This window comes from Shewanella donghaensis (assembly GCF_007567505.1).
Taxonomy (GTDB): Bacteria; Pseudomonadota; Gammaproteobacteria; order Enterobacterales; family Shewanellaceae; genus Shewanella; species Shewanella donghaensis.
The window spans coordinates 755,149-768,756 of the sequence record NZ_CP041783.1 but is presented as its reverse complement, the minus strand read 5'-3'; the positions used below and the strand labels follow the sequence as shown (position 1 = coordinate 768,756).

The 13,608-nt window shown below is 39.3% G+C and carries 14 protein-coding genes; 10 read left to right on the top strand and 4 right to left on the bottom strand.

The features are described 5' to 3' along the window. Window positions 1-125 precede the first annotated feature (125 nt). Window positions 126-1,496: an MATE family efflux transporter gene (locus FPK91_RS03220; protein WP_144207919.1), complete on the bottom strand. Its 1,371-nt coding sequence runs from the start codon at window positions 1,494-1,496 to the stop codon at window positions 126-128. Between the two features lie 31 nt (window positions 1,497-1,527). On the opposite strand from FPK91_RS03220, the gene FPK91_RS03215 reads away from it, so the two are divergent. Continuing rightward, window positions 1,528-2,145: a riboflavin synthase subunit alpha gene (locus FPK91_RS03215; RefSeq protein WP_144207917.1), complete on the top strand. Its 618-nt coding sequence runs from the start codon at window positions 1,528-1,530 to the stop codon at window positions 2,143-2,145. An 81-nt stretch (window positions 2,146-2,226) separates the two neighbouring features. On the opposite strand, the gene FPK91_RS03210 is transcribed toward FPK91_RS03215, so the two are convergent. Continuing rightward, a complete protein-coding gene (locus FPK91_RS03210; RefSeq protein ID WP_144207914.1) occupies window positions 2,227-2,427 on the bottom strand; it encodes a CPXCG motif-containing cysteine-rich protein in 201 nt (66 codons plus the stop codon). Window positions 2,428-2,824: 397 nt separating this feature from the next. Here FPK91_RS03210 and thrS point away from each other — a divergent pair, with 397 nt between their 5' ends. The 5 genes from thrS (at window position 2,825) to FPK91_RS03185 (ending at window position 6,634) form a co-directional block, all read left to right on the top strand. Further along, window positions 2,825-4,753, top strand: coding sequence for a threonine--tRNA ligase (gene thrS / locus FPK91_RS03205; protein WP_144207911.1), 1,929 nt, complete (start codon window positions 2,825-2,827; stop codon window positions 4,751-4,753). A 3-nt stretch (window positions 4,754-4,756) separates the two neighbouring features. Beyond that, complete coding sequence (gene infC / locus FPK91_RS03200; RefSeq protein ID WP_144207907.1) at window positions 4,757-5,299, top strand: translation initiation factor IF-3; 543 nt, start codon at window positions 4,757-4,759, stop codon at window positions 5,297-5,299. A gap of 90 nt (window positions 5,300-5,389) precedes the next feature. Further along, window positions 5,390-5,584, top strand: a complete 195-nt coding sequence (gene rpmI / locus FPK91_RS03195; protein WP_055023949.1) for a 50S ribosomal protein L35 — start codon at window positions 5,390-5,392, stop codon at window positions 5,582-5,584. Window positions 5,585-5,602: 18 nt separating this feature from the next. After that, the gene (gene rplT, locus FPK91_RS03190) at window positions 5,603-5,962 is read left to right on the top strand and encodes a 50S ribosomal protein L20 (RefSeq protein WP_076540889.1); all 360 of its coding nucleotides are present in this window, start codon (window positions 5,603-5,605) and stop codon (window positions 5,960-5,962) included. 99 nt (window positions 5,963-6,061) lie between these two features. Continuing rightward, window positions 6,062-6,634, top strand: coding sequence for a GNAT family N-acetyltransferase (locus FPK91_RS03185; RefSeq protein ID WP_144207904.1), 573 nt, complete (start codon window positions 6,062-6,064; stop codon window positions 6,632-6,634). Window positions 6,635-6,834: 200 nt separating this feature from the next. Here the strand turns inward: FPK91_RS03185 and trxB are convergent, their stop codons facing one another. Together trxB and msrA are read right to left on the bottom strand one after the other, a co-directional pair. Beyond that, the gene (trxB, locus tag FPK91_RS03180; protein ID WP_144207902.1) at window positions 6,835-7,788 is read right to left on the bottom strand and encodes a thioredoxin-disulfide reductase; all 954 of its coding nucleotides are present in this window, start codon (window positions 7,786-7,788) and stop codon (window positions 6,835-6,837) included. A 156-nt stretch (window positions 7,789-7,944) separates the two neighbouring features. Beyond that, window positions 7,945-8,424 (bottom strand): peptide-methionine (S)-S-oxide reductase MsrA, encoded by a 480-nt coding sequence (gene msrA / locus FPK91_RS03175; RefSeq protein WP_144207899.1) that lies wholly within the window; start codon window positions 8,422-8,424, stop codon window positions 7,945-7,947. Between the two features lie 174 nt (window positions 8,425-8,598). On the opposite strand from msrA, the gene astE reads away from it, so the two are divergent. The 4 genes from astE (at window position 8,599) to FPK91_RS03155 (ending at window position 13,525) form a co-directional block, all read left to right on the top strand. Next, entirely contained in the window at window positions 8,599-9,630 is a 1,032-nt protein-coding gene (gene astE, locus FPK91_RS03170; protein WP_144207896.1) for a succinylglutamate desuccinylase, read from the top strand. Between the two features lie 149 nt (window positions 9,631-9,779). Continuing rightward, complete coding sequence (locus FPK91_RS03165; RefSeq protein WP_144207894.1) at window positions 9,780-10,958, top strand: thiamine pyrophosphate-dependent dehydrogenase E1 component subunit alpha; 1,179 nt, start codon at window positions 9,780-9,782, stop codon at window positions 10,956-10,958. Between the two features lie 2 nt (window positions 10,959-10,960). After that, complete coding sequence (locus FPK91_RS03160) at window positions 10,961-11,938, top strand: alpha-ketoacid dehydrogenase subunit beta (RefSeq protein WP_144207891.1); 978 nt, start codon at window positions 10,961-10,963, stop codon at window positions 11,936-11,938. Between the two features lie 9 nt (window positions 11,939-11,947). Next, window positions 11,948-13,525: a dihydrolipoyllysine-residue acetyltransferase gene (locus FPK91_RS03155; RefSeq protein WP_144207888.1), complete on the top strand. Its 1,578-nt coding sequence runs from the start codon at window positions 11,948-11,950 to the stop codon at window positions 13,523-13,525. Window positions 13,526-13,608: the final 83 nt, after the last annotated feature.

Below are 13,608 nucleotides of genomic sequence, written 5' to 3'. Positions count from 1 at the left end.
TTTGGTGTGCAAATTGTTTTATATCACGCCGTATCCGAGTCTTTATCTATCGGATTACGGCGCTTACAACTTGTTTCACTACTTATTTCACAACTTCATTTTATTTACTATTTAGTCAGCAACATTTAATGACTATCTTCAAGTACCGCTTTAAAGTTGGCATTTTTTTGAATATAGACCAATCGGAATGCAAACAATATCGCGGCACTCGTTAAACCTGCGATTAAGCCTATCCAGAACCCATGTGCACCCATTGCCGGAACAATAATATCTGTACGCGCTAATGTGTAACCAAGTGTCATACCAATGGCCCAGTATGAAACCAATGTAATATAGAAAGCGCTCTTGGTATCTTTATAACCACGTAACGCGCCAGCAGCAACGACTTGGATAGAATCAGATAATTGATAAAGCGCTGCAAGGAACATTAAGCTTCCTGCTAGTGCAACAACTTCAGGGTTATTATTGTAAAGTAGGGCAATTTCAGTTTTGAACAACACGGTAATGATTGCGGTAACTACAGCTAATGAAAAAGCTAAAATCAGTCCAATCTTGGTGACCATTTTAGATATTTCTACTTTGTCTTGGCCAAGGTAATAACCTACTCGAATCGACACCGCGATACCAATTGATAGTGGCAACATGAACACAATCGATGAAAAGTTCAAGGCGATTTGATGACCTGCAACCACATTTGCGCCTAGTGGTGCTAATAGTAGTGCGATAACAGCAAATAAACTCACTTCGAAAAACAACGCCATTGCGATTGGCATGCCGTGCTTCGTCATTTCCCAAATGGTTTTCCAATTAGGTTTATTTAAGGTTGCAAACGGCGCGATTTCGGCAAACTTCTTATGGAACTGCATATAAATCATCATTGCAATCAGCATTGCCCAGAAGACTAAAGCCGTGGCAATACCACAACCTGCGCCGCCCATAGGTGGAACACCAAAATGACCATAGATAAAGATATAGTTAGCTGGAATGTTTACTGCTAAACCAACAAAGCCAATGATCATCGTTGGTAATGTGTAAGATATTCCTTCTGAACAACCTCTCAGTATTTGGTATAAAATAAATGCAGGAACGCCCCACATAAACCCATTGAGATAACCGGCACTTAAATCTGCTAATGCAGGGTCTAGTTCCATCATGGTAAAGATAGTTTTAGCAAATGAGAGAAACAGCAACACACCAATCGTACCAATTATGGCAATATAGAAAGCTTGAGACATGAGAGGCTGGATTGCTTTAGGGTTGTTAGCGCCATGATGATGCGCAAATACCGGCGTAAAAGCGAGGATAAGCCCTTGTACAAACAGCAGTGCTGGTAACCATAAACTGGTACCAATCGCAACGGCGGCCATATCAACGGCACTGACTCTACCGGCCATGACAGTATCGATAAAGCCCATCATTGTTTGGGTAACTTGAGCGATTAATACAGGCAAAGCGAGTTGTATTAATTTTTTGGCTTGAAAGCCTGTGTGATTCATTTAAAAACCTTCAACTTATAAGAGCGAAAATATGTTTACTGGTATCGTACAAGCCACATGTGATGTTATTTCTATTCAAGCACAGAGTGGTTTAAAGACATTTGAAATAAATATTCCAGAGGAGCTACAGCACGGTCTAGAGACCGGTGCCAGTGTGGCAAATAACGGTGTTTGTCTGACCGTTACTAAGCTTGTGAATGATAGAGTTTATTTTGATGTAATGGAAGAGACGTTACAGGTTACAAACCTAAATTTTGTAGAGCCAGGGCACAAAGTAAATATCGAACGGTCGTTGACCTTTGGAAAAGAGATTGGTGGACATATTTTGTCTGGTCATGTTCATACTATGGCAACAATTTCCCATGTTAGTAATACAAATGAGCATTTTAATTTAACATTAGATGTGCCAGCAAAGTGGATGGACTATATTTTCTATAAAGGGTTTGTCGGTGTTAACGGTTGTAGCTTAACCGTGGGTGAAATTTCTGAAAATCAGTTTAAGTTACATTTAATTCCGGAAACATTAAAACTCACCAATTTGAGTGACTGTAAAGTGGGCGATAGCATCAATATAGAAATCGATAGTCAAACTCAAGTTATTGTCGATACAGTTGAACGTATACTCGCTAAAAAAGTCTTGGTTAAGTAGATATAAAAATGGCTTAGATTTCATTTGAAAGTCTAAGCCATATTTTGATATTGCATTAATCAACTCAATGAATCTACCTCACTAATAAAATTGTTCATCATCAGAATTGACAAATAATTGAATGGTTCTATTAGCATCATTCACTTGTAAACGCATGTGGATCGGATTACAACATATACGACAATCATCATAATACTCTTGATCGCCACAGCTAGTATCAATGTGGACATGTTGATTATGACCACAATGTGGACAACTTATTACTCTGCTGACTAAATTCATAACTTCCCCTCTTATTTATCGTTAAATAAATAGCTGTGCTCAAACAGGTCGTCGTTTGTTAACTTAGCCATTAATTAACTGATCTTAAGTATAGTAAAAATTACTAATAGTGTAGTAATCACAAAGTCGTCAGTTATGACACTTGCGGCATTTAAGCTTAATCTAGCTATTGATAGGGCTTATCGACTCTTAAAAGTGGTTTAAGTTATCTGACTAGCTGTTTATTTACTTATTAATGATGCGTGTACTTGCTTGCAAAAGGACTTTTCACATACAATACAATTTCATGCCACTTATAACTCAGACTCCTGTAATGTCTGAAGTTCGGTGGCATTTCTTTTATATATTTATTACCAAGTGGCCCTACGTGTGGGTCACCACTGGATAAGGAAATGAAATGCCTATTATTACTTTGCCTGATGGCAGCAAACGTGAGTTTGCCGATTCTGTATCTACCTTAGATGTCGCTGCTGACATTGGTCCTGGTTTAGCAAAAGCGTGTATTGCTGGCCGTGTAAACGGCGAGCTAGTGGATGCTTGTGATTTAATCACCACAGATTCAGAACTTTCAATCATTACGGCTAAAAATGAAGAGGGTGTTGAAATCCTTCGCCATTCTTGTGCGCATTTATTAGGTCATGCTATTAAGCAAATGTGGCCTGAAACTAAAATGGCAATCGGTCCTACTATTGATAATGGCTTTTACTACGATATCGATTTAGATCACAAACTAACTCAAGAAGATATTGATGCGCTAGAAAAGCGTATGCAAGCATTAGCAAAGACCAGTTACAGTGTCGTTAAGAAAGTTGTTTCTTGGCAAGAAGCCCGTGATACGTTTGAATCACGCGGCGAAGAATACAAAATTGCAATCTTAGATGAGAACATCAGCAAAGATGCAACGCCAGCGCTATATCACCACGAAGAATATGTTGATATGTGTCGCGGTCCTCATGTTCCAAACATGAAGTTCTGTCAAAACTTCAAATTGATGAGTGTTGCTGGTGCATACTGGCGCGGAAACTCTGACAATAAAATGCTACAACGTGTTTATGGTACTGCTTGGGCAGACAAGAAAGCACTTAAAGTACATTTAAACCGTCTTGAAGAAGCGGCTAAGCGTGACCATCGTAAAATTGGTAAGCAATTAGATCTTTACCATATGCAAGAAGAAGCGCCAGGAATGGTGTTCTGGCATAATGATGGTTGGAGCATTTATCTAGAGCTTGAGAAGTTTATACGCCAAAAGCTTGGGCAGTACACTTACCAAGAAGTTAAAGGTCCATTAATGATGGATCGTAACTTATGGGAACGTTCTGGCCATTGGGATAAGTACGCTGATGCGATGTTCACTACAAATAGTGAAAACCGCGAATACGCCATTAAGCCAATGAACTGCCCAGGTCACGTTCAAATCTTTAATCAAGGTTTGAAATCTTACCGTGACTTGCCATTAAAAATGGCTGAGTTTGGTTGTTGTCATCGTAACGAACCATCAGGTTCATTACACGGTTTAATGCGTGTGCGCGGCTTTACACAAGATGATGCACATGTATTCTGTACAGACGACCAAGTTCAAGAACAAGTTAGCGAATGTATCCAAATGGTGTATGACACTTACGGTACATTTGGTTTTGAAAACATTGTTGTTAAATTATCAACGCGCCCTGAAAAGCGTATTGGTGATGATGATATGTGGGATCGTGCAGAGGAAGCTTTAAAGCAAGCTTTGCGTTCAAACGACATTGAGTTTGACATTTTACCCGGTGAAGGTGCGTTCTATGGCCCAAAAATCGAATTTACCTTACATGATTGTTTAGATCGTGCTTGGCAATGTGGTACAGTGCAGCTTGATTATGCGTTACCTTCACGTTTAGGTGCAACTTATGTTGCTGAAGATAACACTCGTCAAACACCGGTTATGATTCACAGAGCTATTTTGGGCTCACTTGAGCGCTTCCTTGGTATTCTAATTGAAGAATACGCAGGTAAATTCCCGACATGGCTTGCACCAGTGCAAGTAATTGTTATGAATATTACTGATAAACAGTCTGATTATGTTGACGAAATTGTTAAAACTTTCAAAGAAAGTGGTATTCGTGCATCTAAAGACTTGAGGAATGAGAAAATAGGCTTTAAAATACGTGAACATACGTTAAAGCGTGTACCTTATTTATTGGTCGTTGGTGATCAAGAGATAGAAAATAAGGAAGTTGCGGTACGAACGCGTGACGGTATCGATTTAGGCAAGATTAAAATCAATGATTTTATTGCCAAGATACAAAAACAAATTTCGAGCCGTAGTCTAATTTTGTTGGAGGAATAGGTCATAAAGATCAAGAGAGCAGCAGGGCGACAGCCAGCCCCTAATCGTATTAACGATGAAATCACTGGTGTACCAGAAGTTCGCCTATCAGATATCGAAGGCGAAGCAGTTGGTATCGTAAGTATTTCACAGGCTCAAGAATTAGCTGATGAAGCGGGTGTAGACCTAGTTGAAATCAGTCCTAATGCTGAGCCACCGGTCTGTCGCATCATGGACTACGGTAAGTTCCTTTTTGATAAAGCGAAAGCTCAAAAAGAACAAAAGAAGAAGCAGAAACAGGTCCAGCTGAAGGAAATTAAATTCCGTCCTGGCACTGATGAAAACGACTATCAGGTAAAACTACGCAACCTGATTCGTTTTCTAGAAGATGGGGACAAAGCGAAAATTACGCTGCGTTTCCGTGGTCGCGAAATGGCACACCAAAGCTTAGGTATGGATCTTTTGAACCGTATCAAAGCAGATTTGGAAACATATGCTGTTGTTGAATCTTTCCCGAAAATGGAAGGTCGACAAGCAGTTATGGTCCTAGCACCTAAAAAGAAATAGTAGGGCAACCAATTAAAAAAGTAGCAAAGTCCTTGTTAAGGATTTTGCTCGCCTTGCGTTTTATTAATGTCCCAATGCGGAGTTTTAGCAATGCCTAAAATGAAAACAGATAAGGGTGTCCAAAAACGCTTCAGAAAAACCGCTAATGGTTTCAAGCGTAAACAGGCACACTTACGTCATATTTTGACAAAGAAGAGCACTAAGCGTAAACGTCACTTACGTGCTAAATGTTTAGTAGCCAAGTCTGATGTGCCAGCAATTGCACGTCAACTACCATACGCTTAATTAAAGGAGATATGAACAATGCCTAGAGTTAAGCGTGGTGTAACCGCTCGTGCTCGTCACAAAAAAGTACTTAAATTAGCCAAAGGTTATTACGGAGCTCGCTCTCGTACTTTCCGTGTTGCTGTTCAAGCAGTAACTAAAGCTGGTCAATATGCTTACCGTGACCGTCGTCAAAAGAAACGTCAATTCCGTCAACTTTGGATTGCACGTATCAATGCGGCCTCTCGTCAAAATGGTCTTTCTTATAGCCGTTTCATTAACGGTCTTAAAAAAGCTTCGATCGAAATCGATCGTAAGATTTTGGCTGACATCGCTGTATTCGACAAAGTTGTTTTCACAATTTTAGTTGAAAAAGCAAAAGAAGCTTTAGCTAAGTAATTAGTTATTATTCTTTAAAAAAGGAACCTTAGGGTTCCTTTTTTTATGTCTAAAATTTAGAGTGTTGTCAATATGATCAATTTTATGGAAATAGATATTATGAAAAACCAATTAACAACAGACAGATTATCAATTTCTATAATGACACTTGATGATGCCGATTTGCTTTACGATTTGGACCAAGATCCTAACGTAATGAAATATATCAACGGTGGCGTGCTGACTTCTAGAGCAGACATTAATAATATTTATATCCCACGATTGAAGAGTTATTTAAAGCCAGTTAAAGGTTGGGGCTTATGGAAAGTATTTAATAAAAACATACAAGGGCATGCTGATGACAGGGACAATTTCGTAGGTTGGGTCTTGATTCGCCCTATGGGATTTTTTACAGAAACACCAGAGTTTGATAATCTTGAAATTGGCTGGCGGTTTAAGAAATCTGCTTGGGGCCAAGGCTTTGCTACAGAAAGTGCTAAAGCAATAATTGATTTATTAATTAAACATCAACTTGATGTCGTAAAGTTTTCAGCGATTGCTGATGAAAACAATGTAGGCTCAATTAATATAATGAAAAAATTGGGTATGCAGTTCATTAATAAACAACAGCATCCTGATGTAGTCGGTGATGCGGAAGTTGTTTTATACAGCATGGAAGTTATCAGGACTTAGTATCATGTCAGCTAGCTCCCGTTTGCTAGCTTTAGTTGTTTATGCTGAACTTTAGGCATAATTAACAACTGAACCAAACTTTTTATAACCTTGTATATTAAATAGATAAAATACAAACCATAAAAAAGCCATCACAATAATGGATGGCTTCTCGTTACTAGCTCACTGTGTGTAACCTAGTTGATTACAAACTGACGAATTTACTTTTGTGCGTCTAAGTAACGTTCTGCATCTAACGCAGCCATACAACCAGAACCTGCTGATGTAATCGCTTGACGATAATGCTGATCCATTACATCACCACAGGCATAAATACCTTCAATACTGGTTTGAGTCGCGTTACCTTGAAGACCGCTGTTTACAGTAATATAACCGTAATTCATATCAAGTTGGTCTGCGAAAATCCCTGTATTCGGGCTGTGACCGATTGCAATGAATACTCCAGCAACGTCTAAATCAGAGATAGAGTCGTCTTTCGTGCTCTTCATTTTTAAGCCATTAACACCCATGTTATCACCAACAACTTCTTCTAGCGTTTGATCTAGGTGAAGGATGATATTACCGTTGGCAACTTTATCCATTAGGCGATTAATAAGAATCTTTTCAGAGCGGAAAGAGTCACGGCGATGAATTAGATGCACTTCAGAAGCGATGTTACTTAAATAAAGCGCTTCTTCCACTGCGGTATTACCACCACCAACAACAGCCACTTTCTGGTTACGATAAAAGAAACCATCACATGTCGCACATGCAGATACGCCACGTCCCATAAATGCTTCTTCAGAAGGCAAGCCTAGGTACTTAGCTGAAGCACCCGTTGCAATAATCAATGCATCACAAGTGAATTCGCCATTATCGCCTTTTAAACGATAAGGACGTTGACTAAAATCAACTTCATTGATGTGATCAAAGATAATTTCGGTATCAAATTTTTCAGCATGTTCCTGCATTCTTGCCATTAATGCTGGACCGGTTAAATCATTCGCATCACCAGGCCAGTTTTCAACTTCAGTGGTCGTAGTAAGTTGACCACCTTGTTGCATACCTGTAATCATAACAGGCTTTAAATTAGCACGTGCTGCGTAAACAGCTGCTGTATAACCAGCAGGGCCAGAACCTAAAATTAGTAGGTTAATATGACGAGCTTGACTCATTTTTGTATTTCTCCGTTACATGCCTTAAGCAATTTGAATGGATTGTAGGGAATTTACAGAGTGGGGTAAAGCGCAGTTAGCACTAAGATATAGATTGAGGTAATCGATTATGTACATAAAACACACCAACAACAGGATTGTTGGTGCTTTCTAGTGTTAAAAACTGATATGGCAACTAGGTAAGTCATTCTTTTGTAAATAATTTTGGTGATATTCTTCAGCCGGATGAAAAGTTTGCACTGAAGTTATTTCAGTGACTATAAGTTTCGATCCCCACTTGCCACTTTTTGTAAGTGCAAGTTTAGACTGTTGTGCAATCTCTTTTTGAGCGTCGTCATGTGTAAATATAGTACTGCGATATTGATTACCGATATCAGCACCTTGCATGTTCAACGTGGTTGGATTGTGATTTTGCCAAAAAACAGTTAATAACTCATCGTAACTAACAACAGTCTCATCATATTCAATTTGTACGACTTCAGCATGACCTGTAGCGCCAGCTTTGACTTGTTCATAAGTTTGGTACTTATCGTTACCACCCATATAACCACATTCTGCTGCAACAACACCGTTTACTTGTCTGAAGAAATGCTCAACGCCCCAAAAACAGCCTGCACCAAAAGTTGCTATAGTCATAAATTATCCGTAAAGAAGTCTAGATGGCTAAAATTATATTGGATACCAAAAAAAATGCAAGTAAAGATTTACAGTCTGTTAAATGTTACTTAACGTTAGCTTCCCCCAGATGTGGTAGAATCTAGCTATCGTTTGATACCATTCAATTTTTAATGCCGCATTCAAGGAGTCAGCGTGTTTCAAAAACTAATGAATGATAAAGATTTTCTAGCTTTTACCATAGATAACATCAATAACAAGGTAGTAAGCCACTCCTTCGTCCTTTCGAATCAAACCACAGTCAATATTTTAGATAACGGTGTCATTAGTTTTAATCCTGCTAAGGGGTCGACTAAGGATATCGTTTTGTCCTGTGCCATTCATGGTAATGAAACTGCGCCAATTGAAATCTGTAATGAACTGATTAATCAGTTATTAAGTGAAACAATTGTAGCTAAGCAGAGAGTTTTATTTTTGATAGGTAACCCTGAGTCCATACTGACGCAAACACGTTTTGTAGAAGAAAATATGAATCGTTTGTTCAGTGGTGCTCATTCTGCTGGTGAAGGCTTATGTAATAAGGAAAGGGTTCGAGCTAAACAATTAGAGCAATATGTAGCCGACTTTTTTCTAGATAATGAGCATTCGCAACGTATTCACTATGATTTACACACTGCAATCAAACCATCTAAACATGAAAAGTTTGCGATATATCCCTACAGGCCTGGTCGTAGCTTTAGTGCCGATCAAATTATGTTCTTAGCTGGATGTGATGTTGATACAATTTTATTCCATCATGAACCTACCACTACTTTTAGCTATTATTCATCAGAACAATTCAAAGCAGATGCGTTTACCGTTGAACTAGGAAAAGTGATGCCTTTTGGCGAAAATGATATGGCTAAGTTTGCTAATACTAAGACCATGTTATTACAGCTAATCACTGAGCAAAACGTTAACGTAGCGCCATTGGATAAAGATAAACTGCATTTATATAAAGTGTCTCGCTCTATTAACAAACACTTTGACGATTTTAAATTTACTTTTGATAAATCAACGGTTAATTTTTCAGGATTTGACCAGGGGCATGTCTTGGCAACTGAGGGTGGTACCAGTATTTGTGTATCACATCCGTATGAAGCTATCGTTTTTCCGAATGAAAATGTACCAGTAGGGCAACGTACAGTACTATGCTTAGTACCAGCGCCTAATGAATACATCCAATAAATTGTAAAGCTAAATATACATTTTATATGACAGGTTATTCACTCAGTGGAATGAACATTGGTTGATAGAAAGTTTACGTTAACGTAATGTTCGTTCGCATATAATAATTACGCTTTAATTTTTAAAGCTATAAATAACAAGAGCACAATATGAGCAACGCAACACTGACTAATGAAACAGTGCATCGTGTCAGCTTCTTAGACAAAGCTTCATTGCACATTCCGATTTTAAAAATTTTGCAAGCAGATGGCACTACTTACGAAAATGCCGTTATGCCCGTTATTGATAAAGCCTTGGCTGAACGTATTCATGATACTTGTGTTTTCACCCGAGTATTAGATGAGCGTATGCTAAGCGCACAAAGACAAGGCCGTATCAGTTTTTATATGACTTGTACTGGTGAAGAAGCATCAATCATTGGCAGTACCGCTGCATTAGATGATGGCGATGTTATCTTGGCTCAGTATAGAGAGCATGCATCACTGCGTTACCGTGGCTTTACGACTGAACAATTTATGAATCAAATGTTCAGCAATGAAAAGGATTTAGGTAAAGGCAGACAGATGCCAATTCATTACGGTAGTAAAGAATTAAATTACCAGACTATTTCATCGCCACTTGCGACTCAAATACCACAAGCTACCGGTGTTGCACACGCTTTTAAATTACAAGGCAAACGGAATGTTGCCATTTGTTATTTTGGTGAAGGCGCTGCATCAGAGGGGGATTTCCATGCTGGTCTTAATATGGCTGCGGTATTGAAATCTCCAACCATCTTTTTTTGTCGTAATAATGGTTATGCTATTTCCACACCGACTGAAGAGCAATTTGCAGGTAATGGTATTGCAAGTCGCGGCGTTGGTTACGGCATGCATACTATACGTGTTGACGGTAATGACATGCTTGCAGTCCTTGCTGCGACCCAACAAGCGCGTGCTCATGCATTAGAACATAACGCCCCAGTACTTATTGAAGCGATGACATATCGTTTAGGTGCGCATTCATCATCTGATGATCCTTCAGGTTATCGTTCAAAAGAAGAAGAAGCCAAGTGGGAGCAACATGACCCAGTTAAACGCTTCAAACTTTGGATGATCAATAAAGATTGGCTAAACGAAAAAGACGATGCTTCAGCATATGAGAAATACCGTGAAGAAGTGCTTAATGCAGTGAAAGTTGCTGAGAAAGTACCGTTGCCACATATTGATTTATTAATCACTGATGTATTGGATAAACCGACACCAGCTTTAGAGAAACAATTAGCGGATCTAAAACAACACATTAAAAAATATCCGAAGTCGTATCCAAAAAGTGCAGGGAGAATCTAGTCGTGGCAGAAATGAATATGTTACACGCCATCAATGATGCTTTATCAATCGCTATGCAAGCTGATAAAAACATGGTTGTATTTGGTGAAGATGTTGGACACTTTGGTGGAGTTTTCCGTGCTACGTCAGGACTCCAAGAGAAATTTGGCCGTGATCGTTGTTTCAATACCCCTTTAACAGAACAGGGCATTGCTGGTTTTGCGAATGGTTTAGCGTCAAATGGGATGACAGCCGTTGCTGAAATTCAATTTGCTGATTATATCTTTCCTGCATTCGATCAAATCGTAAACGAATCGGCTAAGTTCCGCTACCGTAGTGGTAATCAATTTGACGTTGGTGGGTTAACTTTCAGAACGCCATATGGCGGCGGTATTGCGGGTGGTCATTATCATTCTCAATCACCTGAAGCTTATTTTACCCAAACTCCTGGTCTGAAAGTCATTATTCCAAGAAACCCTGAACAAGCGAAAGGTTTGTTACTCGCAGCTATTCGCGATCCTAACCCAATTATATTCTTTGAGCCTAAGCGACTTTATCGTGCATCTGTTGGCGAAGTTCCTGCTGGTGATTACGAAATCGAAATAGGTAAGGCTGAGGTGGTTAAATCTGGTACCGACATTACGTTACTAGGTTGGGGCGCTCAAATGGAAATCCTTGAAAAAGCGGCTGTAATGGCTGAAAAAGAAGGTATTTCATCAGAGATTATCGATTTACGTACTCTATCGCCTTGGGATATAGAAACCGTTGCAGCTTCAGTTAAGAAAACGGGTCGTTTATTAATAAACCATGAAGCGCCGTTAACGGGAGGCTTTGCCGGTGAAATAGCGGCAACCATACAGCAAGAATGCTTCTTAAGCCTTGAGTCTCCAATAAGTCGTGTTTGTGGTCTTGATACGCCTTATCCGTTGATCCATGAAAAAGAATATATGCCTGATGAATTAAAAACATTCGAAGCCATAAAAGCATCAGTGAATTACTAGGAGCAAGATATGATAAAAGATTTTATTTTGCCTGACATTGGTGAAGGCGTTGTTGAATGTGAACTAGTGGATTGGATGGTCAAAGAAGGCGATGTAGTTGTTGAAGATCAACCCATAGCTGATGTGATGACTGATAAAGCATTAGTTCAGATTCCTGCACCACATGGTGGCGTGATTACTAAGCTTTATTATGCAAAAGGTGAAATTGCCAAAGTGCATGCACCGCTTTATGCCGTTGAAATTGACGGTGTAGTAGCTGTTGAAACAACTAATGATGCAGCAGAACATATTGCAACAACTGAAACTGATACAGCTTCTGTTGAAACTAAAGCTGTTGCTGGTAAAACGATTGAAGAATTTCTTTTGCCTGATATTGGTGAAGGGATAGTAGAGTGTGAACTTGTTGATTGGCTAGTCGAAGAAGGTGAGATGGTTGTTGAAGACCAACCCATTGCTGATGTTATGACTGATAAAGCCCTTGTTCAAATCCCTGCGATTAAAAACGGCAAGATTGCTAAACTTCATTATCGAAAAGGTCAGTTAGCAAAAGTACATGAGCCTTTATTTGCTATCGAAGTTGAATCAACAACAGCAGTTATTGCTGCGAATACCCAAGCGGTACAAGCATCACCAACCACGGTAGTGTCATCTGAACCTGTTGCACAAGGTAAAGCCTTAGCTAGCCCTGCAGTTAGACGATTATCGCGCAGTTTAGATATCAATATTGCTGATGTGAAGGGTACAGGTAAGAATGGCCGTGTGTTTAAAGAAGATGTAGAAGCTCATGTTAGCGGCGCAGCGCCGACTACGGTTACTAGTAGTCCTGTTGCATCAGTAGCGGATAATCCTCAGTCTATAAGCGCTCCAGTCGTCAAATCTGCTGCTGATATAGTAGAACCTATTAAAGGTGTTAAAGCTGTAATGGCTAGAATGATGGTTGAATCAGTATCGACTATTCCACATTTTACCTATTGCGAAGAATTTGACCTTACTGACTTAGTCGCCTTGCGTGCTGAAATGAAGCAACGCTATTCTACTGATGAAGTTAAATTGACCATGATGCCTTTCTTTATGAAAGCAATGTCATTAGCAATAAATAGTTTCCCAGTATTAAACAGCCAAGTTAATGCTGATTGTACTGAGCTGACCTTTAAAGCATCACATAATATTGGGATGGCTGTAGACTCTAAAGTTGGTTTATTAGTGCCTAATGTCAAAGACGTCCAAGATAAATCTATCTTAGAAGTTGCAGCTGAGATTACACGTTTAACAACAGCTGCCCGAAGCGGCAGAGTCTCACCAGCTGATTTAAAAGGTGGAACAATTTCTATCTCAAATATCGGCGCACTAGGTGGTACCGTTGCAACACCGATTATCAATAAACCAGAAGTGGCTATTGTTGCATTGGGTAAGTTGCAAACTTTGCCTCGTTTTAATGATAAAGGTGAAGTTGAAGCACGTAAGATTATGCAAGTAAGTTGGTCTGGTGATCATCGAGTTATCGATGGCGGAACAATAGCCCGATTCTGTAATCTGTGGAAACAATACCTTGAACAGCCTCAAGAGATGCTATTAGCAATGCGCTAGTAAATCTCATATTGTCAATCTAGATATTGAGTAGACTAAAAGGACGCGAAAGCGTCCTTTAATTTTATGAGATGTTTTTGTAT

Coding starts and splice junctions, on each gene's coding strand:
- thrS (WP_144207911.1), top strand. CDS start 2,825: ATGCCTATTATTACTTTGCCTGATGGCAGCAAACGTGAGTTTGCCGAT.
- msrA (WP_144207899.1), bottom strand. CDS start 8,424: ATGACTATAGCAACTTTTGGTGCAGGCTGTTTTTGGGGCGTTGAGCAT.
- trxB (WP_144207902.1), bottom strand. CDS start 7,788: ATGAGTCAAGCTCGTCATATTAACCTACTAATTTTAGGTTCTGGCCCT.
- FPK91_RS03210 (WP_144207914.1), bottom strand. CDS start 2,427: ATGAATTTAGTCAGCAGAGTAATAAGTTGTCCACATTGTGGTCATAAT.
- FPK91_RS03185 (WP_144207904.1), top strand. CDS start 6,062: ATGAAAAACCAATTAACAACAGACAGATTATCAATTTCTATAATGACA.
- FPK91_RS03215 (WP_144207917.1), top strand. CDS start 1,528: ATGTTTACTGGTATCGTACAAGCCACATGTGATGTTATTTCTATTCAA.
- rpmI (WP_055023949.1), top strand. CDS start 5,390: ATGCCTAAAATGAAAACAGATAAGGGTGTCCAAAAACGCTTCAGAAAA.
- FPK91_RS03220 (WP_144207919.1), bottom strand. CDS start 1,496: ATGAATCACACAGGCTTTCAAGCCAAAAAATTAATACAACTCGCTTTG.
- FPK91_RS03165 (WP_144207894.1), top strand. CDS start 9,780: ATGAGCAACGCAACACTGACTAATGAAACAGTGCATCGTGTCAGCTTC.
- rplT (WP_076540889.1), top strand. CDS start 5,603: ATGCCTAGAGTTAAGCGTGGTGTAACCGCTCGTGCTCGTCACAAAAAA.
- FPK91_RS03155 (WP_144207888.1), top strand. CDS start 11,948: ATGATAAAAGATTTTATTTTGCCTGACATTGGTGAAGGCGTTGTTGAA.